We start from the raw sequence: 26,565 nt of genomic DNA, 5'->3' as shown, positions 1-26,565 counted from the left end.
GCTTACTCGGGCTGCCAGGCATCATAGTCACGGCGCTTGGCCGGATCGGCGCGGTAAAGCGAACCCGCGGGGCGATAGGCCTCGGCGGTGCCGGTGGCATTGGCTTCATGCGGCAGTTCCCATGCCTTGTGCGGCAGCGGATCGCGGGTCGGCGGCTCTTTATAGGTGTGGTGCAACCAGCCATGCCATTCGGTCGGCACGCGGCTGGCCTGTGCCTCGCCGTTATAGATGACCCAGCGCCGCTTTCCGCCGCCCGACTGGTAATAGACATTGCCCTGTTCGTCCTCGCCGACCTTTTCGCCGTAAAGTCGGGTCCAGACCTGGGTATTCACGGTCTGGCTGTTCCACCAGGTCAGGATGCGCAGCAAAAGCGACATGGGTGATCCGCCTCATTAATCGGTGTCGGCGAAGATATGGCCCAGTTTGCCCCGAAGGTCCAGAGAAGTTGCAGCCCCGCGCGCGCCGGTCGCAGCGGCGTTGCACGACCGGATCGCCCCATCACGTCGCATCATGAAAGATGATGCCGAGCGTGTGGCGCATGCCGCCGCGCAGCCGGCTGACCCCGTGGCGCAGATTGACCCGGTAATCGCCCCGGCTGCCGCGCACCGGGCGGGTATGGACGGCAAAGATCACCGCATCGCCCCGGTCCAGCGCCACCACCTCGGCCCGGCTTTGCATGCGCGGGCGCTGTTCGGTCAGCACGAATTCGCCGCCGCTGAAATCCTGTCCCGGTTTGGAAAGCAGCGCCGCCACCTGCAATGGAAAGGCCAGCGCACCGTAAAGATCCTGATGCAGGCAATTGAAATCGCCCGTGACATATTGCAGCAGCAAGGGCGTCGGCCGGGTCTGGCCGGCCGCATGGCATTGATCCAGAAATTCGGCATGGCTTGCGGGATAGCGCGTGGCCTGATCCAAACGCCCGGCCCAGCCATTGGCGATCCGCGCCAGGGGCGGATAAAGCGCCGCCCGCATCCCGGCCAGAAGCGGCGGCAGCGGATAGCGGAAATAGCGGTATTCCCCGCGCCCGAAACCATGCCGCGCCATCTGGATATGGCTGCGGAAATGCTGCGGCTCGGAATAGAGCGCGGCCAGATCGCGGCATTCATCCGCCGTCAGCAACCCGTCCAGCACCGCACAGCCATGGGCGTCGATCTGATCCGTGATCGCCGGCCAGTCGCGGCCCGCAAGCCGGCTTTCGATATCCATCCCCGCCACCCCGGTCATCGCCCGGCCTCGCCCGCCAGAAGCGCGCGCTTGCGCGCCACCCCCCAGCGATAGCCCGAAAGCGTGCCATCGGTGCGCACCACCCGATGACAGGGGATCGCCACCGCGATCTGGTTGGCGGCACAGGCCTGTGCCACGGCGCGCACCGCGCGCGGGGCACCGATACGCTGCGCGATCTCGGCATAGCTGGCGGTTTCGCCCGCCGGGATCTGGCGCAGCGCCTGCCAGACGCGCTGTTGAAAGGCGGTGCCGCGAATATCGAGCGGCAGATCAAGGCCCAGCCGCGGCGTTTCGACAAAGCCGATAACCCGGGCCACGCGGGCCTCGAACGCGGCATCGCCGCCAATCAGCCGGGCGCGCGGAAAGCGGTCCTGCAAGGCGCGCAACAGCGGCTCGGGCGCATCGTCCAGCGCGATCATGCAGATGCCACGCGCGCTTTCCGCGACCAGAATCGCCCCAAGCGAGCATTGCGCCAATGCGAAACGGATCTCGGCATCGCGGCCCCCCTGGCGGTATTCGGTCGGGGTCATGCCCAGCACCTCGTCGCTGCGCTCGTAAAAGCGGCTGTTCGAATTATAGCCCGCCTCATAGATCGCCTGCGTCACCGAACCCTGCCCGTCATCAAGCCCCGCGCGCAGCCGGCGCGCGCGGTGCGCGGCCCCCCATTCGCGCGGCGTAAGCCCGGTCACGGCCTTGAACTGGCGGTGAAAATGATGCGCGCTCATGCCGATGCGCGCCGCAAGGGTTTCAAGGGCGGGCGGGGTTTCCGACATCTCGATCAGGCGGCAGGCCTCGGCCACAAGCGCGGCATTGGCCTCGGCCGTGGACTGGCCCTGCGGGTGGCAGCGCCGGCAGGGGCGAAAGCCCGCCGCCTCGGCCTCGGCGCCGGATGCGTAAAAGTGCACGTTTTCCGCTTTGGCCCGGCGCGACGGACAGGACGGGCGGCAATAGACGCCGGTGGTGCGCACCGCATAGACAAAACGGCCATCGGCCGCCGCATCGCGCGCCAGCACGCTTTGCCAGCGCGGATCGCGTTCGGTCGACCGGGGGTCGGCTTGGGGATCGGATTTGGGATCCGGCTGGGGCATCGGGTGTTCCATCGGGGCTATCCTCGTTGATTTCGCGTTGCTCCACCAGATAGCGGGTCGCGGGGCGCCGCCCACTCCGGCGCTTGCTTTCAAATCTGCGGGTCGGCAGATCCGGGCAAATCAGCGCGCGGCGCGAAATGTCAGGTTCAGCCGCACCGCCCCGGTCAAGGGGTGCTCGCCCGGCTTCAGGGCCAGGATGCCGTGATAGTTCAGCCGCGACGGCCCGCCCCAGACCACGACATCGCCATGGCGCAACGGGTGGCGCGCGACCGGGTCGCTGCGGCGCGGGCCGCCGAACTGGAACATCGCCGGCAAGCCCAGCGAGACCGAGACGATGGGCCGCGTCATGTCGCGTTCGTCCCGATCCTGATGCAGCGACATGCGCGCGCCGGGGGCATAGCGGTTGATCAGACAGGCATCGGGGACGAAACCGGGATAGCCCGCCTCGGCCGCCGCCGCGCGGGCCAGCGCCGCGAAAGCGGCGGGCATGGCGGGCCAGTTCCGGCCGTCCAGCGGGTCGGTCGCCGCATAGCGATAGCCCCGCCTGTCGGTCACCCAGCCCGCGGCGCCGCAATTCGTCATCGCCACCGACATGGCATGACCGCCCGGCGTGACCATGTTGCGAAAGGGCGCCGCCTGCGCGATCCGCGCCACGCCCTCCAACAGCGCGTGCTGAACCGCAAGCGCCCGTCCGCGCAGCAGGATCGCCCCTTCGGCAAGGTGCAACGCGCCGCCCTGCACCGGTTCGGCATCATCGAAAAGATCGGCCATCGTGTTCCCATCCCGTTTCGCCATACGCCCGCAGCCCCGACCCGTGGATCCGACCATGCCCCGGCGCCAAGGGTGCGATGCACCCTGCCCGGCCGGCCCTGCGCCCCGCACCCCCAAATCCTGCTGTCGAATTTCCGTTACCTGCGAACACCATAGTGAGATAGGCGGAAATCTACCGAAACCCGGCAGGACGAATTGCACATAAAGAACATTTCCTTAATCTTTCGGCAGCAAATCAGGAGGGCCGCATGAACGCACCATTCAAGCAGACCGAGCGGCTGGGCCGCCTGTCGACCGCCCTTGGCGGCGATGTGCTGGCGCTGCTGCGTTTCGACGGATCCGACCACCTGAACGAGCTGTTCGAATACCGCATCGAAGCGCTTGCCGGCTCTGCCGATGTCGATTTCGACGCGTTGATCGGCACCCATGCCACCGTCACGCTTGAGGGGCGCGCCGGCCCGCGCCGCTTTGACGGCATCGTGACCCAGGCGCGTTGGGCCGGAACCGGCGAGAACGGCCACCGCTATGATCTGGTGCTGCGGCCCTGGTGCTGGTTGGCCGGGCGGCGCGTCAATCAGCGCATCTTTCACAACAAGACCGTGGTCCAGATCGTCAGCGAGATCTTTGCCGATTACGCCTCGCTGGGCGATCCGGCCTTTGCCTTCAAGCTGTCCGAGGATTACCCGGTGCTTGAATATACCGTGCAATACCGCGAATCCGATCTGGATTTCGTGCGCCGCCAGCTGGAACGGCACGGCATCAGCTTTCATTTCAGCCATGCCGATGGCAGCCATACCATGGTGATGACCGACGATGTGCTGGCGCATGATTCCATCGGCATGCGCCCCTATAAATCCTATGACGGCCACCATCAGGCCGAGGGCGAGCATTTCTGGGACTGGGCACCGGAAAGCAATCTGACCACCGGTGCCGCGCGCCTGATCGACTATAATTTCAAGACCCCGGCGGCGGCGATGGAATCGGACCATCTGGGCGATGCGCGCCATGCCTTTGGCCAGCTGGAAAGCTATGAATATCCCGGCGATTTTCTGGATCAGGAGGCCGGGCGCAAGATGGCGCGGCGGCGGCTGAAACAGTTTCGCGGCAGCGCCGCCCGCAGCCGGGCCAGCGGCGATTGCCTGTCGCTGGGCGCGGGCCTTCTGGTCGAGCTGGGCGGCGATCCCGCGCCCGGCACGGGCAAACGCTATGTCTGTCTGAGCGCGAGCCACCATTTCGTGTCCGAAGCCTATGGCTCGGGCACCACGCGCAGCGACGGCTACAGCTTTTCGGGCAGCTATGTGCTGATGCCCGACACCGCGCCGCTGGCGCCGCCCCGCAACACCCCCGCCCCCATCGTGCAGGGGCCGCAGACCGCCGTCGTCGTCGGCGATGGCGAAATCGACTGTGACGAATTCGGCCGGGTGCTGGTGCGGTTCCACTGGGACCTCGAGGACGCGCGCTCGATGCGTTGCCGGGTCAGCCAGAACTGGGCCGGCAACGGGCTGGGCGGCGTTGTCATTCCCCGCATCGGCATGGAGGTGGTGGTCGATTTCATCGATGGCGATCCCGACAAGCCGATCGTGACCGGCTGCGTGGTCAATGGCAGCAATGGCAATATCTATGGCCTGCCCGCCAGCAAGACGAAAAGCGGCTTCAAGACCAAGACGCATGAGGGGGCGGGTTTCAACGAGCTGAGCTTTGAGGATGCGAACGGCGCCGAAAAGATCTTCATGCATGCGCAAAAAGACCTTGAGCGCGTGGTCAAGGACAACGAATCCACCACGGTCGAGAATGGCAACCGCGCCATCTCGGTCCTGACCGGGGATGAAACCAAGACCGTCGCCAGCGGCAATCTGACCGAAACCGTGGCGCTGACCCGCGCCAGTCAGGCCACCACCATCACCGAAACCGCCGTGGCCGGTGCCGGCGGCGCCGGTGTGATCAGCTATCAGGCCGATGACGACATCACCATGACGGCGAAAAAGCTGGTCAAGCAGCGCTCGGACAAGCTGATGCGTCACGAGGCCGGCGAAAAGATGGAACTGGGCGCCCCCGATATCTGGGTCAAGGCCGACGACCAGATCAAGCTCGAGGTCGGCAGCGGCACCATCTTGATGACCAAGGACGGGATCGTGCTGCAATTCGGCGGCACCCGCGTCACCCTGAACGGCGATTTTCTGGATCAGGTCGCGACCATGATCCATCTCAACAAGGATTCGGCTGGCTGATGTATCGCATCAATGAAGGTACTCTTGATCTGCCCCGCGACTGGGCAGATCGCTCGATCAACGTTGTCGCATCGAACCCCACCGGGGCGGGCGCGTCGCTGACCATCACCCGCGACGACATGCCGTGGGGGATGAGTTTCGACGAATATGTCGACGAACAGACCAAACAGGCCGCCAAGGCGCTGAAGAATTTCGAGGTGATCGAGCGGCGCAGCCTTGATCTGGCCGGGGTTCCCGCGACCGAGATCGAAAGCCGCTGGATCGCCAAGCAGGGCCCGATCCATCAGCTGATCACCACGGTCCAGAACGGGCGCCGCGTGCTGATCCTGACCGCGTCGCTTGGCGGCGAGATGAGCGAGAGCCAGAAGACCGAGATGCGGCGCATCGTCGCCACGCTGCGGCTGGAGCGAACGGAGGGCTGACATGTCCGGCATGACGCTGAACGGAATGACCATTGGCGCCTTCAGCGCCGGCGGCTTCGAGACCGATGACCGCCCGCCCTTTGTGGGCAGCGGCGGCAGCGGCGGTTCCGAAAGCGATGTCGAAGACAGCACCGGCACCAACCCGGCGGCGATCTCGCAATACCGCCAGGAGGTGCTGAACCAGGCCGCCGCCGAAACCTCGCCGGGGGCGGTCGCCAATTTCGTCGACGGCACCATCGCCACCTATAATTCGGCGGCAGTTCAGGATTTCATGCTTTACGCCCCCATTGTCGTTGCGGGTGCGGGCGGCGCGCTTGCCGCCTCGGCGGCGGGCACGACGGGCTTTGTCGCGCTTGCGGGTGCGGCGTCGACGGCGGCGATGCCCGTGCTCTTGGGAACGGCGGCGGCCTATTACATGTCGCAGGTCGGCTTTGGCGCCGGCGAGAATTTCGGCCATTGGGCCATGGACGCGATGGGTTTCGAACGCATCGCCGAGGATGGCGAGATGCCGGCGACGGTCGGTCATCCCATCGCCCATGCGGCGGGCGGCTGGTCCTTTGGCGCGCTGGTGCTGGGGGCGGTCGCGGCGGTCGCGGTCGGCGCGCTGATCATCGCCTCGGCCGGGACGGCGGCACCGTTTCTGGTGCTTTGCGCGACGGCGGTCGCCGCCGGGGGCGCGGCCGGCCTGATCGGCGGGCTGGGCGCGGGCTTTGCCTCGGCCGCCGGGCAATATGGCAGCAACAAGGGCAAGATCGAGACCGGATCGCCCAATGTCTTTTTCCGCGGCAAGCCGGTGGCGCGGGTCACCGATGTGGTGGATTGCTCGGATCACGCGGTCTCGAAGGTGGCCGAGGGCGCCGAGACGGTCTTTGCCAACGACCTGCCGATCGCGCGCATCGGTCACAAGACCACCTGCGACGGCACCATCAATGACGGCGTGCCCGATATCGCCATCGACATCGACACCAGCGCGCACAGCCTGCCCATCGATGTCGGCTGGCTGAGCCGGGCCGGCGATCTGACGGTGATGATCCTCGACTGGCTGCCCATTGGCGGGCGCGGCAGCAAGGGCGACGAAACCCCCTCGTTCCAGACCCGGGGCGAGACCCCGGCCCCGACCTGTACCCGCGTCGGTTGTCCGGTCAATGTCGCGACCGGGCGCTTTTCCGACAGCCGCACGGATCTGGTGATCCCCGGCACCATCAACCTGGAACTGATCCGCACCCATGCCGTCGATTCCTTTGGCCAACAGGGCAAGGGCTGGGCCGGCACATGGGCGCAGCATCTGCGCATCGAGGCCGAGACCGTCACCTTTCAGGACCCGGACGGCTGTCTGATCACCTTTCACACCCCCCGCGACGAGGTGCTGGCCCGCAACCTGCGCCATCCCCATCTTGAGCTTCTGGGCCGGCGCTCGGCCGAGCTTTTCGTCTATGACCGGCGCGTGCAGCAATTCCTTGTCTTTGCCGATGAGGGCGGCGATCTGCGCCGCCTGTCCCGGATCGAGGATCGCAACGGCAATCGCATCAGCTTTCTCTATGGTCCGGGCGGCCTGCGCCGGGTCGAACATTCCGATGGCTTTGCCCTGCGCGTTCACAGCCACGACGGGCTGATCCGTTCCGCGACGCTTGACGCGGCGGATGGCGAGGATTGCGTCTTTTCATGGGATTACACCAGAACCGGCCAACTGCGCGAGGTGCGGTCGTCCCAGACCGGAACGCTGCGCTATGACCATGACGAGCTGGGCCGCATCATCGGCTGGACCGATGGCGTCGAGACCCGGGTGAATTACGATTACGGCCCGGACGGGCTGATCTGGCGCATCCGCTCGGACAGCGGCTATGCCGGGGTCGAGCTTGAATACGATACCGCGAACCGCCGCACGGTGACGCGCACCGCCGACGGCGCGGTCAAGATCTGGGACTGGAACGCCGACAGGCTGGTCTGGCGCGAAACCGACCCGCTGGGTCAGGAATGGCTGACCGAATGGGACAATGCCTTTCACATCACCGCCCAGACCGACCCGCTGGGCCATCGCAGCGTCTATGACTATGACCGGTACGGCAACCTGATCCGGGTCAGCCGCCCGGACGGCACCACCCAGCAATGGGAATATGACCATGCCGGCCAGCTGAGCACCTGTATCGACGCCGCCGGCCATCGCAGCAGCATGCGCCATGACGCCAATGGCAATCTGGTCGGTATGACCGATGCGCTGGGGCGCGTGACCTCGTTCGGGCTGGGCCCCAAGGGCGAGCTGCGGCGCGTCGACATGCCCGGCGACGTTCAGGTTCGCATCCAATACGACCCGCTGATGCGCGCCGACCGCCGCACCGACCCCGACGGCAACCAGATCCGGATGCTTTATGATACCGAGGGGCGGCTGTTGCGGATGACCGATCCGGTCGGCGCGACCATCCTTTACGACCGTGCCCGCAATGCCGAAAATCCGCTGGGCGCGCTCAGGGCGGTGGAAACCGCGGATGGCGCGACAACGCGGCTTGCCTGGAACGAGGCCGGCGCGCTGACCGCGATCACCGATCCGAACGGCACCACCCGGCATTTCCGCGCCGGCGCTTTTGGCCTGCCGCTGGAAAGCGTCGATGCGCGCGGCCATCGCCTGCGCTTTGAACATGACAGCGAGATGCGCCTGACCGCCGTGATCAACGAATTGGGCGCGCGCTTTGAATTCGCCTATGATCTGGCCGGGCGCATGGTGGCACAGCGCGACTATGCCGGCATGGTCACGCGGTTTTCCCATGATGCGGTCGGCCGGCCGATCCAGCGCGTGGCCCCCGACGGTGCCGTCACCGATTACGAATATTCGGCCATCGGCCAGCTTTTGGTGGTGCGCCTGCGCGGGCGGGACGACCTGCCCGATGCCGTCACCCGCTTTGAATATGATGCGCGCGGGCTGATGATCCGCGCCAGCAATGCCGAGGCGGTCGTCGAATACGAACATGACGCGCTGGGGCGTATCACCACCGAACGCCTGAACGGGCGCGAGATCGTCTCGGAATATTCGGTCGCGGGCCAGCGGATCGCGCGCTCGGGCGATGTGCTGCACCTCACCGCCGCCTTTAGCCGCGCGGGCCTTCCCGTCGAGATGCGCATCGCCGGGCATGAGGCATTGCGTTTCCAGCACGATCCGCGCGGTCTGGAACAGCTGCGCCATTCCGGCGCGGGCTTTGCCCTGGCCCAGGGGCACACCGTCACCGGTCGGCTGGCCGAACAGATCGCCGGCCCCTTTGCCCGCCTGCCCGAAGAGGCCCGGAGCGCCGGCCTGTCGTCGCAGGCCGGCCCCGAATTTGCCAGCCGCGCCGGCGCCCGCGTCCATCGCAGCTATGACTGGGATCAGCTGGGCCGCGCGATCCGCATCAACGACCGGCTGATGGGCGACCGCTACAACGATTACGACGCCCTGGGTCAGGTGGCGACCACGCGCCGCGACACCGCGCAGGGGCAATCCGTCCTGCGCCATTTCGAATATGACCCGGCCAGCGATCTGACCGCCGTGATCGCCGCCGGCCGCGCCGAACCGGTCGAGACCCAGGCCGGGCGCGTGCGCCGCCGTGGCCAGTTCTTCTATCGCCACGACGATTGCGGCCGCGTCATCGAAAAGCGCCATGAAGAGCCGGGTTTCCGCCCCCGCGTCTGGCGCATGGTCTGGAACGGCCATGACCAGCTGATCGGGATCGAGACCCCGGACGGCGCCCATTGGCGCTATGGCTACGACCCCTTTGGCCGCCGCATCACCCGTCAAAGCGATGGCGGCGAAAGCTATGCCATGCAATGGGAAGGCGACCGCCAGATCGCCGAGGCCCCGATGACGGCCGATGGCACCGTCGCCTGGCAGGACGCCCGCCACTGGGTCTATGAGGGCGCGGGTTTCCGGCCCCTGGCCCAGATCCAGGGCGAGACGCTGCATTATATCGTCACCGATCATCTGGGCACCCCGCGCGAGCTTTTATCCGAGGATGGCGAGACGGTCGCATGGCGCGCCGAGCTGACCCTGTGGGGCGATTTGGCGGAACTGCGCCTGCCGCGCCGCGCCGCCAATGACGACAGCCCACCCACCGATTGCCCGATCCGCTTTCAGGGGCAATGGCACGACGCCGAAAGCGGCCTGCATTATAATCGTCTGCGCTATTACGACCCGGATGCGACGCAATACCTGTCGCCCGACCCGATCGGCATCAATGGCAGCACCCGCCCACAGGCCTATGTCGATGACCCCAACGCCTCGGTCGATCCGCTGGGCCTTGCGCCGCTGACGCCGGGCGATTTCGGGACCGGCACCTTAACAGACGATCCCGCATTGCACAAAATCTGGTTGGATTCGCTGCGAAAAGCCACCAGTACAGGGCGGGAGAATGCCTATACGCGCGTGCTGGACATCTATGAAAGCGGCGGTCAGCCAACCTATAAACAGCTCGAACGCGCGTTCAGCTATGTCAACAGCAAGTACTTCCTTCCAGACGCCCGCGACGCCGGCTACACGATCAAGGAGGTCCATCACTGGAACTTCAGCAAAGGCGACTACCCGGCCCAAGTCTTTGATCCGCGCAACCTGGTTCCCACGGAAACCCGGCAACAGCATACTGATATTCACCGTGCGACCACGGGGAATCCCTCGAACATCTGGGCCGGACCGATCGCCGAAGAACACCGGCTCAACATCCCCGATATCGCGACCCCCATACCACCTGGATATTTCGACCCATGCCCATCATGATGAACTATGACCTGACGCTTCGCGATCTGGGATATCCCGCAGCCAGCCAGCTTTCGCATGAGGCGGTTGCCGAACTGTTCGTCACCTATGCCAACCCGGTCGAATGGTATGGCTTTCCCCCTGCGCTGGTGCCCATCCTCAGTGATGGGACCTGGCCGCTCTATGTCGGGCTTTGGAAACACTGGTTCGTGCCGCGTCAGCCAAGCTTTGTCGAACTGAACGTCAATCTCGACCACAAGGTCGAGGAAGTCGCCCGCGACGACCGCCAGCTCGCGGCCTTGATGCTGTTGCGGCTGATCGTTCTGAGGGATGGCATCGACGAGGATGTGCGCCGGCTGGCCGCGCGTCTTGGCGTCGGGGACGACGATCTGGCGCGCCTGGACGCGCATACGCCGGAACACGCGGATTTCCCCGAAGACCTGCCGCTGCTGCCCGAATTCGCCGAACATCCCCCGCAATTCTCGGTCGAGGACGGGACGGATTATGATGGCGAGTTCCCGACGGGCGATGTTCCCCGATACAGCAGCTATTTCGAATACGATCCCGACATGCTGGCGGGGATGTCGGACCTGCCGCCCTGGCTTGATCCGGCGACGGACAAGCCAGCGCTCTTTGAAGCCTATCTCGCCGCTGGCGATTTCGGCGCGGCATGGCTGACGTTGAACGGCACCGGCTGGACCTATCCCGTGGCAGCCAAGGCCCTGCAAAGGCTGCGCGACAGCGCACCCGCCGATCCGGTCTTTCATCAGATCGCCGATGAATGGATCCGTTTCGCCACGGATCAGGACGGCGGCTACTAGGCCGGGATCACAGTCACAGGATCGCCGCCCCTCCCCGGATGGGCGGCTTTTTCGTGCCCGCCGGACCAGCCCCGCGGATGACAAGGCAAACCCGCAGCCGGCCCATCGCGGGACCACACCAAATCTTTGATTTCAAGGGGAAATGGTGGGCGACCCTGGAATCGAACCAGGCATGGGTCTCCCCGGCGGAGTTACAGTCCGCTGCCGCACCTTGCAGCACGTCGCCCGCCGAACGCTTTCGGCGTGCGGGGTGATTAGCCCCCCACGCGGCGGGCGTCAAGCAGGGATCGGGCGAAATTTTCCCCGGCGGCGCAGGTTCTGCACAAGCAAGGCAAGCAAGGTCGCGAACAGTTGCATTTTCCCGCAAATTCTGCGCAGTCCAGCAGGATACCGGGGGTATGACATGGCCGAGAAACCGCAGAAATCCAAAAAGCCCAGCTGGGTGATCGACAAGGAACGCGCCCGCCGCGCCGCAGCCGCCGAAACCGTCTGGCTGTTCGGCCTGCATGCCGTGCGCGACGCGCTGTCGAACCCGCAGCGCGAAAAGCTGCGGCTGGTGGTGACGCAGAACGCGCTGGACCGGCTGGGGCCCCTGCCCGATTCCATAACGCCCGAGATCACCGATGCGCGCAGTTTCGACAAGGTGGTGCCGCTGCCGCCCGAAAGCGTCCATCAGGGCGCGGCGCTCGAGGTCAAGCCGCTGAAATGGGGCAACCTCACCGATCTGGCGCTCAGCGGTCCGGGGCGGCCGCTTCTGGTGGCGCTGGACCGGGTGACCGACCCGCATAATGTCGGCGCCATCCTGCGCTCGGCCGAGGTCTTTGGCGCCCGCGCGGTGATCGCGCCATCGCGCCATTCGGCCCCCGAAACCGGGGCGCTGGCCAAGACGGCCTCGGGCGCGCTGGAACGCCAGCCCTATCTGCGGGTGACCAATCTGGCCGACACGCTGATCGAACTGCAATCCATGGGCTATATCGTTCTGGGGCTGGACGGCACCGGCACCGAGCCCCTGCCCGACGCTCTGCGGGAACTGGCCGGCCGGCCGATCTGTCTGGTGCTGGGGGCCGAGGGGCCGGGCCTGCGCGAACGCACGCGCGAGACCTGCGACCGCATCCTGCGCATCCCCTTTGCCGCCGATTTCGGCTCGCTCAACGTCTCGAACGCGGCGGCGGTGGCGCTTTATGCGGCCTCACAGGTTTAGGGCCGGCCATCACATCCCCGGCAGAATCGGGCCATGGCGGTTGAGAAATGCCGGCCCGCTTGCCAGATCGCATGGGTAAGCCACGCAATAGCCACGCCATGATTCGTCCCGATCTTGCCGCATTCACCCTTGCTCTGACCGTGATCCCGAGCCTTGCGCCCGCACAGGTGCATGACTGGGCGCTGAACGGCATGGATCCGGTGTCCTACGAGACCGAAAATGCCGCCGTGCCGGGCCGGGCCGATATCGTCACCTTCTGGCGCGGGCAGTCCTGGCATTTCGCGACCGAAGACAATCGCACCCGCTTTGAGGCGAACCCCCGGGCCTTCGCCCCGGGCCTTGGCGGGCTGTGCGTCGTGGCGCTTTCCGAGGGGCGGTCCGAGCCGGGCGATCCGCGCTATTTCGTGGTGATCGGCCAGCGCACCTATCTGTTGCGTTCAGAAGATGCACGCGAGCGGATTCTTGCCGATCCACAGGCGATTCTGATGCGCGCCAAGTCGGTCTGGCACCGTCTGAACCCCTAGAAATTCACATTTTTGCGAAAAGACTGGAACTTTTTAGTCACGCTTCCCATTTATTTATCGAACATGACCACGGAACGGTCATGTTCAGATCACTGTCCCTCGTTCCGCGACTTGCGCCCGGCCAGACCTCTGGACCGGGCGCTTTTTCTGTGCCACCTTAGGTTGAGACTTGGGGGAGGATCAGATGAGTACTGCTGTCTTACGCGACATCGGCACCTCGCCGGTGGATGCCATAATCGCGCGCATCATCAGAACGACCCGCTGCATCGCCATTGTCGGCCTGTCCTCCAATGAAAGCCGGCCGTCCTGGGGCGTCGCACGCTATCTGAAGTCACAGGGTTTCCGCGTCGTGCCGGTCAATCCGGTCTATGCCGGCCACAGCATTCTGGATGAAACGGTCTATCCCGATCTGCGCTCGATCCCGCATGATCTGGGCGTGGACATGGTCGATATCTTTCGCCAGTCGCAGGCCGTTCCCGGCATCGTCGAAGAGGCCATCGCAACCCAGCCGGCCTTGCGCACGGTCTGGATGCAGCTGGGCATCAGCCACCCCATGGCCGCCGGACAGGCGCGCGCGCAGGGGCTGACGGTGATCGAGGACCGCTGTTCCAAGATCGAGTTTTCGCGCCTGCGCTAGGCGCGGCCCGCCCGAACGCGAAACCCCGGCCAAAAGGGGCCGGGGCGCATGGATTTTCGAGGTGGTTTCCGAGGTGGCGACCGGCCATCAATCGCCGGTATAGAGCCCTTCATAGATCGGGCTCAGCGTGTCGATTTCGAAAAGCGAGCTGACCGAGGTCCCGTTCCAGATGTTCAGGATCGCCTGCGCGAACATCGGCGCGGTCGGCACGATGCGGATATTGGCCGCAGCCCGGACCTCTTCGGTCGCCTCGATCGAGTCGGTGATGACCAGAGATTTCATCACCGATTTCTGCACCCGCTCCACCGCCGGTCCCGACAGGACGCCATGGGTGATATAGGCATGCACCTCGGTCGCGCCATGTTCGGTCAGCACCTGCGCGGCCTTGCACAGCGTCCCCGCCGTGTCGCAGATATCGTCGACGATGATGCAGGTCTTGCCGGTCACATCGCCGATCACCGTCATTTCGGCGATCTCGCCCGGCTTTTCGCGGCGCTTGTCCACGATGGCCAGCGGCGCGCCGATCCGGGTCGCCAGCTCGCGCGCCCGCGCCACCCCGCCCACGTCGGGCGAGATGACCATCATATTGTCCATCCGCCCCCGGAAATGATGCTTGATGTCCAGCGCGAATACCGGCGAGGCGTAAAGGTTATCCACCGGAATGTCGAAAAAGCCCTGAATCTGCGCGGCATGCAGGTCCAGCGTCAGCACCCGGTCCACACCCGCCTCGGTCAGCAGGTTGGCGACCAGCTTGGCGCTGATCGGCGTGCGGGCCTTGGCGCGGCGATCCTGACGCGCATAGCCGAAATAGGGGATGACTGCGGTGATGCGGGCCGCCGACGAACGCTTGAGCGCGTCCGTCATGATCAACAGCTCCATCAGGTTGTCATTGGCCGGGTTCGAGGTCGATTGAATGATGAACATGTCCTCGCCACGGACATTTTCGAACACCTCGACAAAGATTTCCTGATCGTTGAAACGTTCGACCCGCGCATCGACGGGCGCGACATTCATGCCGCGATGCATGGACATGCGGCGGGCAATGGCATTGGCCAGAGGGCGGTTGGCATTTCCCGCGATCAGTTTGGGCTCGGTCATGGCCGGCATGGGCTTCCCCGTGATGGATTCGTGCGATTGCACACGCCTTAACACCGGGCTAGCTTTCCCGCAAACCCGGAGGTTCACTTATGGCCCATATCGACTATTACTTCGGCACCCCCAGCCCCTGGGTCTATCTTGCCGGCAACCGCCTCGAAGAGATCGCCGCAAAGCACGGCGCCACCATCACCTACAAGCCGCTGGACCTGATGCAGCTTTTCGACCGCACCGGCGGCGTGCGCCCGGCCAACCGCCACCCCTCGCGGCTGGACATGCGGGCACAGGAATTGCGGCGCTGGTCCGAACATCTGGGCATGAAGCTGAACCTGAAACCCGCCTTCTCGCCGGTCAATCCCGCGCCCTCGTCCTATGCGATCATCGCGGCCCAGGAGGCGGGCGGCGGCGATCTGGCCGGGCTGGTGCAATCCTTCCTGCGCGCCGTCTGGGCCGAGGATGAGAACATCGCCGATGATGCGGTGATCCGGTCGCGGCTGGCGGCGGCGGGTTTCGATCCGGCGCTTGCCGACAAGGGCTTGTTCGTCGGTGCCGAAACCTTTGCTCGCAATCTGGAACAGGCGGTCGAGGCCGGGGTCTTCGGCGGCCCCTTCTATATCGTGCGCGAAAGCGACGAACGCTTCTGGGGTCAGGACCGGCTGGAATTTCTGGACCGCCATCTGGCCACGCTATGAGCGCGCTGCATTTGCGGCAATGGCCGGGCCAAGCGGATCGCCCGGCGCTGGCGCTGCATTGCATGATGGGCAATGCCAGCTATTGGGGGCCCATCGCCAAAGCGCTGTCCGACAAGGTCGCGATCCGTGCGCCCGACCTGCCCGGCCATGGCCAAAGCCCCGATTGGCCCGGCACGCCCGATTTTCATACATATACCACCCGCGCCGTGGCGCCGCTGATCGACCGGCCCATGGATCTGATCGGGCATAGCCTGGGCGCCACGGTTGCCCTGCGCATCGCCGTCGCCGCCCCCGAAGCCGTGCGCAGCCTGACCCTGATCGAGCCGGTGCTGTTCGCGGCCGCCCCCGACCCCGCCAATGACGCGGTCATGCGGGAGCTGAGCGATCTGGTCGCGGCGGGCGAAAGCGAAGAGGCCGCGCGGCGCTTTCTGTCGATCTGGGGCGGCATCGACTGGGAAGCACAGACCCCGGCCGGCCGCGAGCGGCTGATCCGGCAGATGGCTTTGGTCGTGGCCGGAAACGACACGCTGATGCAGGACAGCGCGAATATCCTGCGCGCCGGCGGGCTTGAGGCCATCGACGCGCCGGTGATGATCCTGATGGGCGCGCAATCGCCGCCGGTGATCGGGAATATCGCCGATGCGCTGGCCGCGCGACTGCCCGATATCGGCCGCGCCCGCCTGCCCGAGGCCGCGCATATGCTGCCGATCACCCATCCCCGGCAGGTCGCCGAACTGATCGGGATGAATCTGGATCGGGCCTGAACGGGATCAGGGCAGCGGTGCCGGGCAACCCGGCCACCACCCGCGCCACAGGCAAAGCCCGGAAGATCGCCCCAATGCCGCGCCGGCCTCAATCGGCCAGCCAATCCTCTTCGTAAAGCACCGGGCCGATCGCCATCCAGCGCGCGCGGGCCCGTGCCACACGGGTATCGCCCCAGGTGGTAAAGCGCAGATCGAACCCCTCATGGCTGATGTTCTCGGCCTGAAGATCGGCGCGCTGGTTCGCCCCGCTGGCAATGTCCCACATGCTTAACGCGACATGCACGCTGGGCGCATCCAGAAAGGGCTGTTCAAAACGGATATGGCGGCGTTCAGTGCGCGGACCACTGCCGGTCCACATGGGACCGCCATTGTCGAAGGCCGAAAAAATCTCGGTCTCGCCATCACTGATACCGACCGCCGCATGGCCAAAGCGTTTCACGTTACGCACCTCCCCTGGCAATATCAGAAATCAATGGGCGCGATTAATAAAGCCCCGGAATCTCCGGGGCTTACTGTATTTTTCGTCAGGGTTGATCCTAGTCGGGAAAATTCGCCTGTTTCGGATCCAGCCCGATATGGGTGCCCAGGGCCTCCATATCCGCCAAAAGCTTGACGGCGGCAGCGACGACTTCCTCGGCGGCGCTGTCCTTGTCGCGAGCGACTTTCACCCGGCGTTGGGCCTGCATCATCATGTCGTTGAACACGTCCTGCGTCATCTCGGCGCGCGGATGACCGCGTTCTGCCAGAAGACTGACGGATTCATTGTTGATCTCGACAAAGCCGCCGGTCACGGCGAACTCGGTCTCGGCCCCGTCCGCCGTCACCAGGGTGACGATGCCGGGGCGCAGGTTGACGATGGCCGGCGCATGGCCGGGCATCGCCGTCAGATCGCCCTCGGTCCCGGGCAGGCGCACCTCGCGCACCGGGACGGAAACCAGGTTCCGTTCCGGCGAGACGAGGTCGAACTGCATCGTGTCGGCCATGTCGCCCCCTTACGCCGCGTCAGCGGCAAGCTTGGCGGCTTTGGCTTTCACGTCCTCGATGCCGCCGACCATGTAGAAGGCCGCTTCCGGCAGGTGGTCGTATTCGCCGGCCACCACCGCCTTGAACGACTTGATCGTGTCCTCCAGCGGCACCTGAACGCCGTCCGAACCGGTGAAGACTTTCGCCACGTCGAAGGGCTGGGACAGGAAGCGCTGGATCTTCCGGGCGCGGGCCACGGTCAGCTTGTCCTCTTCCGACAGTTCGTCCATGCCCAGAATGGCGATGATGTCCTGAAGCGACTTGTACTTTTGCAGGATACCCTGAACGTCGCGGGCGACCTGATAGTGCTCTTCGCCGACCACGGCCGGATCGAGGATCCGCGAGTTCGAGTCGAGCGGGTCCACGGCCGGATAGATGCCCAGTTCCGAGATCGCGCGCGACAGAACGGTCGTGGCGTCGAGGTGGGCAAAGGTCGTGGCGGGCGCCGGGTCGGTGAGGTCGTCGGCCGGAACGTAGACGGCCTGGATCGAGGTGATCGAGCCGTTCTTGGTCGAGGTGATGCGTTCCTGCATCGCGCCCATGTCGGTGGCCAGCGTCGGCTGGTAGCCCACGGCGGAGGGGATGCGGCCCAGCAGCGCCGACACTTCCGAACCGGCCTGGGTAAAGCGGAAGATGTTGTCGACGAAGAACAGAACGTCGGTACCGGTCGCGTCGCGGAACTGTTCGGCCAGCGTCAGACCGGTCAGCGCGACACGCATCCGCGCGCCCGGGGGTTCGTTCATCTGGCCATAAACCAGTGCCACCTGCGATTCCGCCAGGTTGTCCGGCTTGATAACGCCCGATTCCACCATTTCGTGGTAAAGGTCGTTGCCTTCACGGGTCCGTTCGCCAACGCCCGCGAACACCGAGTAACCCGAGTGCACTTTCGCGATGTTGTTGATCAGTTCCATGATCAGAACCGTCTTGCCCACGCCGGCGCCACCGAAAAGGCCGATCTTGCCGCCTTTGGCATAGGGCGCCAAAAGGTCGATGACCTTGATGCCGGTGACGAGGATTTCCGAAGCGGTCGCCTGCGACGCAAAGTCCGGCGCCGGCTGGTGGATCGCGCGCTTGTCGCTGGCGGCAAGGGCCGCGCCCTCATCCACCGGCTCGCCGACGACGTTCAGGATGCGGCCCAGCGTGACGTCGCCGACCGGCACCATGATCGGACCGCCGGTGTCGCGCACCGGCAGACCGCGGACCAGACCTTCGGTCGCGTCCATGGCGATGGTGCGGACGGTGTTTTCGCCCAGATGCTGGGCAACTTCCAGCACCAGACGCTTGCCATTGTTCTCGGTTTCCAGCGCGTTCAGAATCGCGGGAAGCGGGCCGTCGAACTGCACGTCCACGACGGCGCCGATCACCTGCGTGATTTTACCTTTGGCCTCTGCCATGTGTTTACCCCTACGTGTCAGAGCGCCTCGGCGCCCGAGATGATTTCAATGAGTTCCTTGGTGATCGCGGCCTGACGCGAGCGGTTATACTCGGTCGTGAGGCGGTCGATCATGTCGCCGGCATTGCGCGTGGCGTTGTCCATGGCGGTCATCCGCGCGCCCTGTTCCGAGGCCGCGTTTTCCAGAAGCGCCGCAAAGACCTGCGTCGCGACAGAGCGCGGCAGAAGGTCGTTCAGGATCGCGCTTTCATCGGGCTCATAGTCATAAAGCGACGAGGCGCCGGCCTCGGCACCCGCTTCAATGACGGCCGGGATGATCTGACGCGCGGTCGGCACCTGGCTGATGACGGATTCGAACCGGCTGTAGAACAGCGTCGCGACATCGAAATGGCCTTCCTCGAACCGGTCGAGGATGTCATCCGCGATTTCGCGCGCATTCTCGTAGCCGATGCGCTTGACCTCGCTCAGGTCGACGTGATGGGTGAAAAGCCCGCTGAAATCGCGTTTCAGCTGCTCGCGCCCCTTCTTGCCAACGGTAAGCACCGTCACCTTCTTGCCCTGGCTTTGCAGGTCCTGAAGATGCTGGCGCGCCAGCTTGACGATGGACGAGTTGAACCCGCCAGCCAGCCCGCGTTCCGAGGTCATGACCACCAGCAGGTGACGTTCGTCGCTGCCGGTGCCGGCCAGCAGGCGCGGCGCCCCGTCCGAACCGGCCGCCGCAGCGGTCAGTCCGGCCATGACGGCCCCCATGCGGTCGGCATAGGGGCGCGCGGCTTCCGCCGCGTCCTGCGCACGGCGCAGTTTCGCGGCGGCGACCATCTGCATCGCCTTGGTGATCTTGCGCGTGTTCTTGACGCTGCCGATCCGGTTTTTCAGATCCTTGAGGCTGGGCATCTATCCCTCCTCTCAGGCGTAGGTCTTGGCGTAACCGTCCAGCGCTGCCTTGATCGCATCCTCAAGCTCGCCCGCCACCTTGCGGTCGTTCTTGGTCATGTCCTCAAGCAGATCGGCCTTCTGGTTGCGCAGGTACTGGATCAGGCCCTGTTCCCATTTGGTCACGTCCCGGACCGGGATGGCGTCAAGATAGCCTTTGGTGCCGGCATAGATGACGATCACGATCTCGGCGTTGGTCAGCGGCGAATATTGCGGCTGCTTCATCAGCTCGGTCAGACGGGCACCACGGTTCAGCAGTTTCTGGGTCGCGGCGTCTAGGTCCGAACCGAACTGCGCGAAGGCCGCCATTTCGCGGTACTGCGCCAGTTCCAGCTTGACCGGGCCGGCGACGGATTTCATCGCCTTGGTCTGTGCGGCCGAACCCACGCGCGACACCGACAGACCGGTGTTCACGGCCGGGCGGATGCCCTGGAAGAACAGGTCGGTTTCCAGGAAGATCTGGCCATCGGTGATCGAGATCACGTTGGTCGGAATATAGGCCGACACGTCACCGGCTTGCGTTTCGATGATCGGCAGCGCGGTCAGCGAGCCGGCGCCGTTGTTTTCGTTCAGCTTGGCCGAACGCTCCAGCAGGCGCGAATGCAGATAGAACACGTCGCCCGGATAGGCCTCGCGTCCCGGCGGACGGCGCAGCAGAAGCGACATCTGGCGGTAAGCCACGGCCTGTTTGGACAGATCGTCATAGATGATCAGCGCGTCCATGCCGTTGTCGCGGAAATATTCGCCCATGGCGGTTGCCGAATAGGGCGCCAGATACTGCATCGGCGCGGGGTCCGACGCGGTCGCGGCCACGACGATCGAATAGGCCATGGCGCCGGTTTCTTCCAGCTTTTTCACCAGCTGGGCAACGGTCGAACGCTTTTGACCCACGGCGACATAGATGCAGTAAAGCGTCTTCATGCCGTCGGCTTCGCGGCCATTATAGTTCGCCTGGTTCAGAATGGTGTCCAGCGCAATGGCGGTCTTGCCGGTCTGACGGTCGCCGATGATCAGCTCGCGCTGGCCACGGCCAACGGGGATCATGGCGTCGACGGATTTCAGACCGGTCGCCATCGGCTCATGCACCGATTTGCGCGGCATGATGCCCGGGGCCTTGACGTCGGCCACGGCCATGATCGGATCAACGATCGGGCCCTTGCCGTCGATCGGGTTGCCGAGCGCGTCGACGACGCGGCCCAGAAGGCCCTTGCCGGTCGGCACTTCCACAATGGCGCCGGTGCGCTTGACGGTGTCGCCTTCCTTGATCGAACGGTCATCGCCGAAGATCACGACGCCGACGTTGTCGGTTTCAAGGTTCAGCACCATCCCGCGGATTCCGCCGGGGAATTCGACCATCTCGCCGGCCTGGACCTTGTCCAGACCATAGACGCGCGCGATGCCGTCGCCGACCGACAGCACCTGGCCGACTTCGGCCACTTCGGCGTCCTGACCGAAATTCTTGATCTGATCCTTGAGGATCGCCGAAATCTCGGCAGCCTGGATTCCCATTATCCGACCTCTTTCATAGCATTCTGGAGGGAGGCGAGCTTCGATTTGATCGAGCTGTCGATCATCTGCGAGCCCAGTTTGACGATCATGCCGCCGATGAGGCTTTCATCGACGCGCGCGTTCAGTTTGACTTTCTTGCCCGATTTCGCGGACAGCGTATCCGCAAGACGGGATTTCTGATCATCGCTCAGCGCCTGGGCACTGACGACATCGGCCGTCATCTCGCCGCGCGCGTCGGCGATGAGGCCGCGCAGCTTGGCCAGCAATTGCGGCAATGCGAACAGCCGCCGGTTCCGGGCCATCAGGCGCAGGGTATTGGCCAGTTCGGGCGACAGGCCCATCTTGGCGGCCAGCGCGCCGATGGCGGCTTCCTGGCCCTGGCGGTCGTAAAGCGGCGACACGGTCAGATTGCGCAGATCTTCGCTGGCATCAAACGCCGAGGCCAGTTCGTCGACCTGACCGGACAGGGCGTCGATTCCCCCCGAATCCTTGACCAGATCGAACAGGGCCTGCGCATAACGCCCGGCGATATCAGCGGAAATCGAAGCGGAGTTGGCCACGGTCATCCTTCCGTTTAGCGCAAGCTCCGCAGCGGCCGGCGGCAGGCCGGTCTGTCGCGGAGCGCGGGGTCAATAGGATCACACCACCGAAACGCTGGGCTTTCCCGAAATCTGCGGCGTCTCTAGCAGGTGATTTTCCCTGCCGCAACCGCCTTGCACACGGAAATATGAGTGTTTGCGCCCCCAATCCCGCCATCGTGCAAAGGTTTGCCCACCGCATCCCCGGCCGGGTGCCCCGCCGGCGGCGGGGCAATGCCGGCAAACACCATGAAAAGACGGGACAATCGCCACCCGATCGGGCCGCCGCGGCATATTCGCAACGCCCCGGCACGGCCTTGCGCCGCCATCCGGGCGTGGGTCTTTCCCTTACGGTCAAGGCGCGGATTTGCGCGCGCTGCGTCCGGCGCGCTGCCCGGCGGGCGCGGGGCCGGCAATGCCCCCCAGCACATCCAGCGGGCTGGGCACGCGCACCTTGTGGCCGCGCCCGATCGGGGCCTGTACCTGCTTGCTGAATTCGGTCAGCACCACCCCGGCGACAAGAACCTGGCTGATGCGACCGCCGGTCCGTTCCCACATCTGCGCGCTGCGCAACCAGAATCGCCGGTCCGAGGGCGGGATATAGAGCGCCGCCCCCGTCCGTTCGGGCACGAATCCGGCCGCGCGGGCCTGTGCCTCAAGCTGGCCGGCGGTAAAGCTGCGCCCAAAGCCGAAAGGCGTCGTCTCGGATCGCGCCCAAAGCCCGGCCCGGTTCGGCGTCATGATCAGCATCCGCCCCCCCGGCCCCAGCACGCGCAGCGCCTCCTCCATCAAAAGGGTCGGATGATCGGCGGTCTCAAGCGCGTGCAAGAGAACCAGCCGGTCGACGCTGCCGGTATCCAGCGGCCAGACGGTTTCCTCGCACAGGACGGAACAATTGGGCAGGCCGGCGGGCCAGGCCATCACCCCCTGCGACCCCGGCATCAGCGCGCTGACCCGGCGCGCCCGCGTCAGATAGGGCCGCAGCAGGGGCGCCGCGAACCCATAGCCGACCACCGTCATCGCCTGACTTTGCTCGGGCGGCCAAAGCGCGGTCAGCCGATCGCGCAAAATGCGCTGCACCACCCGCCCCAGCGCCCGGGTATAGTAGAATTTGCGCAGCTCATAGACGTCGTGATGCATTGCACCTCCGGGATTGCCGGGCCAGACTGCGCCAAAGAAGGAAATTTGCCAATGCCGCTGGAACTTGTCCCCGTTCGCTGTCTGACCGACAATTATGCATGGCTCGTCCATGGCAATGGCCAGACCGCGCTGATCGACGCGCCCGAGGCCGCACCGATTCTGGCCGAGCTTGCGGCGCGCAGCTGGTCGCTGGATCTGATCGCGCTGACCCATCACCACGACGATCATATTCAGGCGGTGCCCGAACTGGTCGCGATGACCGGCGCCCGGGTCATGGGCAATGCCGCGGACGCCGCCCGGCTGCCGCCCCTTGACCTGCCCATCCGCGCTGGCGAGACGGTCGATATCTGTGGCGAGCCGGTGGATGTGATCGACGTCTCGGGCCACACCATCGGGCATCTGGCGTTCCACCTGCCGCAATCGGAGATGGTCTTTACCGCCGACAGCCTGATGGCGATGGGATGCGGCCGTCTGTTCGAAGGCGATGCCCCGATGATGTGGGCCAGCCTGTCGCGGCTGAACGCCCTGCCCGCGCGGACGCTGGTCTGTTCGGGACATGATTATTGCCGCGGCAATAGCGCCTTTGCCCTGTCGGTCGAGCCGGAAAACCCGGCGCTGCGCCAGCGCATCGAGGATACCGCCGCCGGGCGCCGGCCTTGCGCCCCCGCGACGCTGGCCGATGAACGCGCGACCAACCCGTTTCTGCGTGTGGCCGAGCTGCGCCCCCTGCTGGGTCTGGAGGGCGCCCCGGATGCCGAGGTTTTTGCCCGGCTGCGACAGATGAAGGACAGGTTCTGAAATCGCCGGATCGCGATGCAAGTAAATCATGCGTCAACACGCCCCGATTCCGCATTTGCCCCCGCAGCCGATGCCAGATGCTTGAAAACATGTCCGCCAATCATCACATCTGCCGCAACCGTGGAAAATTCGGCAGGGGCGGACGCGATTACCGCTTGAATTGTGCGAAAATCCACCAAATCTTAACTGTATCGTGACAGTCTGGTCAGGTGGACCGCTACATCTTGGCGGCCCAAACCGCCAGCCGACTGACAGGAGCTTGACGTGCCGTCCTTTTCGACCTCGCTGGAACAGTCCATCCATGCCGCGCTTGCGCTGGCCAACGAACACCATCATGAACTCGCCACGCTCGAGCATCTTCTGCTGGCGCTGACCGACGAACCCGACGCCGTCAAGGTCATGCGGGCCTGCAATGTCGATCTGGACGAATTGCGCCGCATGCTTGTCGAATTCATCGAGGACGATCTGTCGACACTCATCACCGATGTCGAAGGTTCCGAGGCCGTGCCCACCGCCGCGTTTCAGCGCGTGATCCAGCGCGCGGCGATCCATGTCCAATCCTCGGGCCGGACCGAGGTGACGGGGGCAAATGTCCTTGTCGCGATCTTTGCCGAACGCGAATCGAACGCGGCCTTTTTCCTTCAGGAACTGGACATGACGCGCTATGACGCGGTGAATTTCATCGCCCATGGCGTGGCCAAGAACCCGTCCTATTCCGAAAACCGCACCGTTCAGGGCGCTGAACAGGCCTCGGAACAGACGCAGTCCGGGCAGGAACAGGCCAAGGACGAATCCGCGCTGGCCAAATATTGCGTGGATCTGAACAAAAAGGCGTCCAAGGGCGATGTCGACCCCCTGATCGGCCGCGCCGATGAGGTCGAACGCTGCATCCAGGTGTTGTGCCGCCGGCGCAAGAACAACCCGCTTCTGGTGGGCGATCCCGGCGTGGGCAAGACCGCCATCGCCGAAGGGCTCGCGCTGAAAATCACCCGGGCCGAAACCCCCGACGTTCTGGCCGGCGCGACGATCTTTTCGCTCGACATGGGCGCGCTTCTGGCCGGCACCCGCTATCGCGGCGATTTCGAGGAACGGCTGAAAGCCGTCGTCAAAGAGCTTGAGGACCATCCCGACGCCATCCTTTTCATCGACGAAATTCACACCGTGATCGGCGCGGGCGCGACCTCGGGCGGCGCGATGGATGCATCGAACCTTCTGAAACCGGCGCTGTCGGGCGGCAAGCTGCGCTGCATGGGGTCGACCACCTACAAGGAATTCCGTCAGCATTTCGAAAAGGACCGCGCCCTGTCGCGCAGGTTCCAGAAAATCGACGTGAACGAACCCACCGTGCCCGACACCATCAAGATCCTGATGGGGTTGAAGCCCAGTTTCGAAAAGCACCACGATCTGCGTTATACCAATGACGCGATCCGCACCGCGGTCGAGCTTTCGGCACGCTATATCCATGACCGCAAGCTGCCCGACAAGGCGATCGACGTGATCGACGAGGCCGGCGCGGCCCAGCATCTGGTCGCGGAAAGCAAGCGCCGCAAGACCATCGGCCCGAAAGAGATCGAGGCCGTCGTGGCCAAGATCGCCCGTATCCCGCCCAAGAACGTGACCAAGGACGATGCGGCCGTGCTCAAGGATCTTGAGGCCACGCTGAAGCGGCTGGTCTTTGGTCAGGATGCCGCGATCTCGGCGCTTGCCTCTTCGATCAAGCTGGCGCGGGCCGGTCTGCGCGAACCCGAAAAGCCCATTGGCAACTATCTCTTTGCCGGTCCCACCGGTGTCGGCAAGACCGAGGTCGCCAAGCAGCTGGCCAGTACGCTGGGCGTGGAACTGTTGCGCTTTGACATGTCCGAATACATGGAAAAGCACGCGGTCAGCCGCCTGATCGGTGCGCCTCCGGGTTATGTCGGCTTTGATCAGGGCGGGCTTTTGACCGATGGCGTCGACCAGCATCCGCATTGCGTGCTTTTGCTGGACGAAATCGAAAAGGCGCATCCGGATGTCTATAACATCCTGTTGCAGGTCATGGATAACGGTAAGCTGACCGATCACAACGGTCGTCAAGTCGATTTCCGCAATGTGATCCTGATCATGACCTCGAATGCCGGGGCCGCCGATCAGGCCCGCGCCGCTTTCGGTTTCGGACGCGACCGCCGCGAGGGTGAGGATACTGCCGCCATCGAGCGCACCTTCACGCCCGAGTTCCGCAACCGTCTGGATGCGGTGATCAGCTTCGCGCCGCTGTCGCGCGAGGTGATCGTGCAGGTGGTCGAGAAGTTCGTGCTGCAACTGGAGGCCCAGCTTATCGACCGTGGCGTTCATATCGAACTGACCCCGGAAGCCGCCGAATGGCTGGCCGAAAAAGGTTACGACGACAAGATGGGCGCGCGTCCGCTGGGCCGTGTCATTCAGGAAACGATCAAGAAGCCTCTGGCCGAGGAACTGCTGTTCGGGCGCCTGACAAAAGGCGGCGTGGTCCGTGTCCGGATCGAGGACGACAAGCCCGCCTTTGAAATCACCGCCCCCGGCACGCCCCGGATCAGCAACACCAAGCCGCCGCTGCTGACGGCAAACTGAACTTTACCTTGCCGGGCGTGATTACCGGCATCGCCTGAAATTTGGCCATCGCGGCAATCGTCGCGGTGGCCTTTTTTGTCCGGCATGCAGCTTTATCCGACATGCCGCAACCCAAGGATTTCCGGCGCCAAGATCAGCAGCGCCGCTTCTCACGGGCATCCGATCACCAACGCCCCTGCCCTCCGCAATCCGAGAGGTCGTGAGGTCGTGAGGTCGTGAGGTCGTGAGGTCGTGAGGTCGTGAGGTCGTGAGGTCGTGAGGTCGTGAGGTCGACAATCAAGCGTCCAGCTGGCTTGGCAAGGCAGAAAGGAGCCCAGTGTTTGCAAGGAGAGTGTCCGATCTTCTGTGTATCGGTGATCTGGTCCATGCTTCCTGAGAGGAGCAAGGACGATGACGATTTCGAACGAACTGCTGGACGAACTGC

The 26,565-nt window shown here is 64.7% G+C and carries 23 protein-coding genes and 1 tRNA gene; 11 read left to right on the top strand and 13 right to left on the bottom strand.

Annotated features, from left to right (window positions below; all coding sequences use genetic code 11):
• Positions 1-2: 2 nt before the first annotated feature.
• The 4 genes from ACFOMH_RS18210 to alkB all read right to left on the bottom strand — a co-directional run bounded on the left by ACFOMH_RS18210 (position 3) and on the right by alkB (position 3,083).
• Positions 3-377 (bottom strand): NADH:ubiquinone oxidoreductase subunit NDUFA12, encoded by a 375-nt coding sequence (locus tag ACFOMH_RS18210; RefSeq protein ID WP_374422065.1) that lies wholly within the window; start codon positions 375-377, stop codon positions 3-5.
• A 121-nt stretch (positions 378-498) separates the two neighbouring features.
• A complete protein-coding gene (locus ACFOMH_RS18205) occupies positions 499-1,206 on the bottom strand; it encodes a 2OG-Fe(II) oxygenase (RefSeq protein WP_377746258.1) in 708 nt (235 codons plus the stop codon).
• Between the two features lie 14 nt (positions 1,207-1,220).
• On the bottom strand, positions 1,221-2,324 hold the full coding sequence (gene ada / locus ACFOMH_RS18200; RefSeq protein WP_377746256.1) for a bifunctional DNA-binding transcriptional regulator/O6-methylguanine-DNA methyltransferase Ada: 1,104 nt from the start codon (positions 2,322-2,324) through the stop codon (positions 1,221-1,223).
• Positions 2,325-2,432: 108 nt separating this feature from the next.
• Positions 2,433-3,083: a DNA oxidative demethylase AlkB gene (gene alkB, locus ACFOMH_RS18195; protein WP_377746255.1), complete on the bottom strand. Its 651-nt coding sequence runs from the start codon at positions 3,081-3,083 to the stop codon at positions 2,433-2,435.
• A gap of 248 nt (positions 3,084-3,331) precedes the next feature.
• On the opposite strand from alkB, the gene ACFOMH_RS18190 reads away from it, so the two are divergent.
• Genes ACFOMH_RS18190 through ACFOMH_RS18175 form a run of 4 tightly spaced genes read left to right on the top strand, consistent with a single transcriptional unit; the run spans position 3,332 to position 11,268 of the window.
• A complete protein-coding gene (locus ACFOMH_RS18190) occupies positions 3,332-5,311 on the top strand; it encodes a type VI secretion system Vgr family protein (protein ID WP_377746253.1) in 1,980 nt (659 codons plus the stop codon).
• Positions 5,311-5,733: a DcrB-related protein gene (locus ACFOMH_RS18185; RefSeq protein ID WP_377746252.1), complete on the top strand. Its 423-nt coding sequence runs from the start codon at positions 5,311-5,313 to the stop codon at positions 5,731-5,733. Before ACFOMH_RS18190 ends, ACFOMH_RS18185 begins: the two co-directional genes overlap by 1 nt.
• A 1-nt stretch (position 5,734) precedes the next feature.
• The gene (locus tag ACFOMH_RS18180) at positions 5,735-10,468 is read left to right on the top strand and encodes an RHS repeat-associated core domain-containing protein (protein WP_377746250.1); all 4,734 of its coding nucleotides are present in this window, start codon (positions 5,735-5,737) and stop codon (positions 10,466-10,468) included.
• Positions 10,465-11,268, top strand: a complete 804-nt coding sequence (locus ACFOMH_RS18175; protein WP_377746249.1) for a hypothetical protein — start codon at positions 10,465-10,467, stop codon at positions 11,266-11,268. The genes ACFOMH_RS18180 and ACFOMH_RS18175 overlap by 4 nt, the downstream gene beginning before the upstream one ends.
• A 143-nt stretch (positions 11,269-11,411) precedes the next feature.
• Here ACFOMH_RS18175 and ACFOMH_RS18170 read toward each other — a convergent pair.
• Positions 11,412-11,495, bottom strand: a tRNA-Tyr gene (locus ACFOMH_RS18170).
• A gap of 176 nt (positions 11,496-11,671) precedes the next feature.
• Between ACFOMH_RS18170 and rlmB the strand changes: the two genes are divergently transcribed.
• The 3 genes from rlmB to ACFOMH_RS18155 all read left to right on the top strand — a co-directional run bounded on the left by rlmB (position 11,672) and on the right by ACFOMH_RS18155 (position 13,630).
• Positions 11,672-12,469, top strand: coding sequence for a 23S rRNA (guanosine(2251)-2'-O)-methyltransferase RlmB (gene rlmB / locus ACFOMH_RS18165; RefSeq protein WP_374422052.1), 798 nt, complete (start codon positions 11,672-11,674; stop codon positions 12,467-12,469).
• 98 nt (positions 12,470-12,567) lie between these two features.
• Complete coding sequence (locus ACFOMH_RS18160; protein ID WP_377746247.1) at positions 12,568-12,993, top strand: YHS domain-containing (seleno)protein; 426 nt, start codon at positions 12,568-12,570, stop codon at positions 12,991-12,993.
• A gap of 184 nt (positions 12,994-13,177) precedes the next feature.
• Positions 13,178-13,630: a CoA-binding protein gene (locus ACFOMH_RS18155; RefSeq protein WP_374422048.1), complete on the top strand. Its 453-nt coding sequence runs from the start codon at positions 13,178-13,180 to the stop codon at positions 13,628-13,630.
• 87 nt (positions 13,631-13,717) lie between these two features.
• Here the strand turns inward: ACFOMH_RS18155 and ACFOMH_RS18150 are convergent, their stop codons facing one another.
• Positions 13,718-14,737, bottom strand: coding sequence for a ribose-phosphate pyrophosphokinase (locus ACFOMH_RS18150; RefSeq protein WP_374422046.1), 1,020 nt, complete (start codon positions 14,735-14,737; stop codon positions 13,718-13,720).
• 80 nt (positions 14,738-14,817) lie between these two features.
• On the opposite strand from ACFOMH_RS18150, the gene ACFOMH_RS18145 reads away from it, so the two are divergent.
• The gene (locus tag ACFOMH_RS18145) at positions 14,818-15,417 is read left to right on the top strand and encodes a 2-hydroxychromene-2-carboxylate isomerase (protein WP_374422044.1); all 600 of its coding nucleotides are present in this window, start codon (positions 14,818-14,820) and stop codon (positions 15,415-15,417) included.
• Positions 15,414-16,181, top strand: a complete 768-nt coding sequence (locus ACFOMH_RS18140) for an alpha/beta fold hydrolase (protein ID WP_377746244.1) — start codon at positions 15,414-15,416, stop codon at positions 16,179-16,181. Before ACFOMH_RS18145 ends, ACFOMH_RS18140 begins: the two co-directional genes overlap by 4 nt.
• Positions 16,182-16,269: 88 nt before the next feature.
• Here ACFOMH_RS18140 and ACFOMH_RS18135 read toward each other — a convergent pair whose 3' ends face one another.
• The 7 genes from ACFOMH_RS18135 to ACFOMH_RS18105 form a co-directional block, all read right to left on the bottom strand.
• Positions 16,270-16,620: an H-type lectin domain-containing protein gene (locus tag ACFOMH_RS18135; protein ID WP_377746242.1), complete on the bottom strand. Its 351-nt coding sequence runs from the start codon at positions 16,618-16,620 to the stop codon at positions 16,270-16,272.
• Positions 16,621-16,717: 97 nt separating this feature from the next.
• Positions 16,718-17,164, bottom strand: a complete 447-nt coding sequence (locus ACFOMH_RS18130; protein WP_374422038.1) for a F0F1 ATP synthase subunit epsilon — start codon at positions 17,162-17,164, stop codon at positions 16,718-16,720.
• A gap of 9 nt (positions 17,165-17,173) precedes the next feature.
• Positions 17,174-18,598, bottom strand: a complete 1,425-nt coding sequence (gene atpD / locus ACFOMH_RS18125) for a F0F1 ATP synthase subunit beta (RefSeq protein ID WP_374422037.1) — start codon at positions 18,596-18,598, stop codon at positions 17,174-17,176.
• Positions 18,599-18,615: 17 nt separating this feature from the next.
• Positions 18,616-19,491 carry a F0F1 ATP synthase subunit gamma gene (locus ACFOMH_RS18120; protein WP_377746240.1) on the bottom strand — a complete coding sequence of 292 codons (876 nt, stop codon included), beginning with the start codon at positions 19,489-19,491 and terminating at the stop codon, positions 18,616-18,618.
• A 12-nt stretch (positions 19,492-19,503) separates the two neighbouring features.
• Complete coding sequence (atpA, locus tag ACFOMH_RS18115; RefSeq protein ID WP_377746238.1) at positions 19,504-21,039, bottom strand: F0F1 ATP synthase subunit alpha; 1,536 nt, start codon at positions 21,037-21,039, stop codon at positions 19,504-19,506.
• Positions 21,039-21,605, bottom strand: coding sequence for a F0F1 ATP synthase subunit delta (locus ACFOMH_RS18110; protein ID WP_374422032.1), 567 nt, complete (start codon positions 21,603-21,605; stop codon positions 21,039-21,041). Before ACFOMH_RS18110 ends, atpA begins: the two co-directional genes overlap by 1 nt.
• A gap of 366 nt (positions 21,606-21,971) precedes the next feature.
• Positions 21,972-22,757, bottom strand: coding sequence for a class I SAM-dependent methyltransferase (locus ACFOMH_RS18105; protein ID WP_374422030.1), 786 nt, complete (start codon positions 22,755-22,757; stop codon positions 21,972-21,974).
• A gap of 51 nt (positions 22,758-22,808) precedes the next feature.
• Between ACFOMH_RS18105 and gloB the strand changes: the two genes are divergently transcribed.
• Positions 22,809-23,555: a hydroxyacylglutathione hydrolase gene (gene gloB, locus ACFOMH_RS18100; RefSeq protein WP_377746237.1), complete on the top strand. Its 747-nt coding sequence runs from the start codon at positions 22,809-22,811 to the stop codon at positions 23,553-23,555.
• A gap of 264 nt (positions 23,556-23,819) precedes the next feature.
• Positions 23,820-26,141 (top strand): ATP-dependent Clp protease ATP-binding subunit ClpA, encoded by a 2,322-nt coding sequence (clpA, locus tag ACFOMH_RS18095; protein WP_374422027.1) that lies wholly within the window; start codon positions 23,820-23,822, stop codon positions 26,139-26,141.
• Positions 26,142-26,565: the final 424 nt, after the last annotated feature.

The organism is Paracoccus mangrovi, from assembly GCF_042648425.1.
GTDB classification, from domain to species: Bacteria; Pseudomonadota; Alphaproteobacteria; order Rhodobacterales; family Rhodobacteraceae; genus Paracoccus; species Paracoccus mangrovi.
The sequence above is the reverse complement of the archived record's forward strand: the minus strand, read 5'-3'. Positions and strand labels throughout refer to the sequence as shown.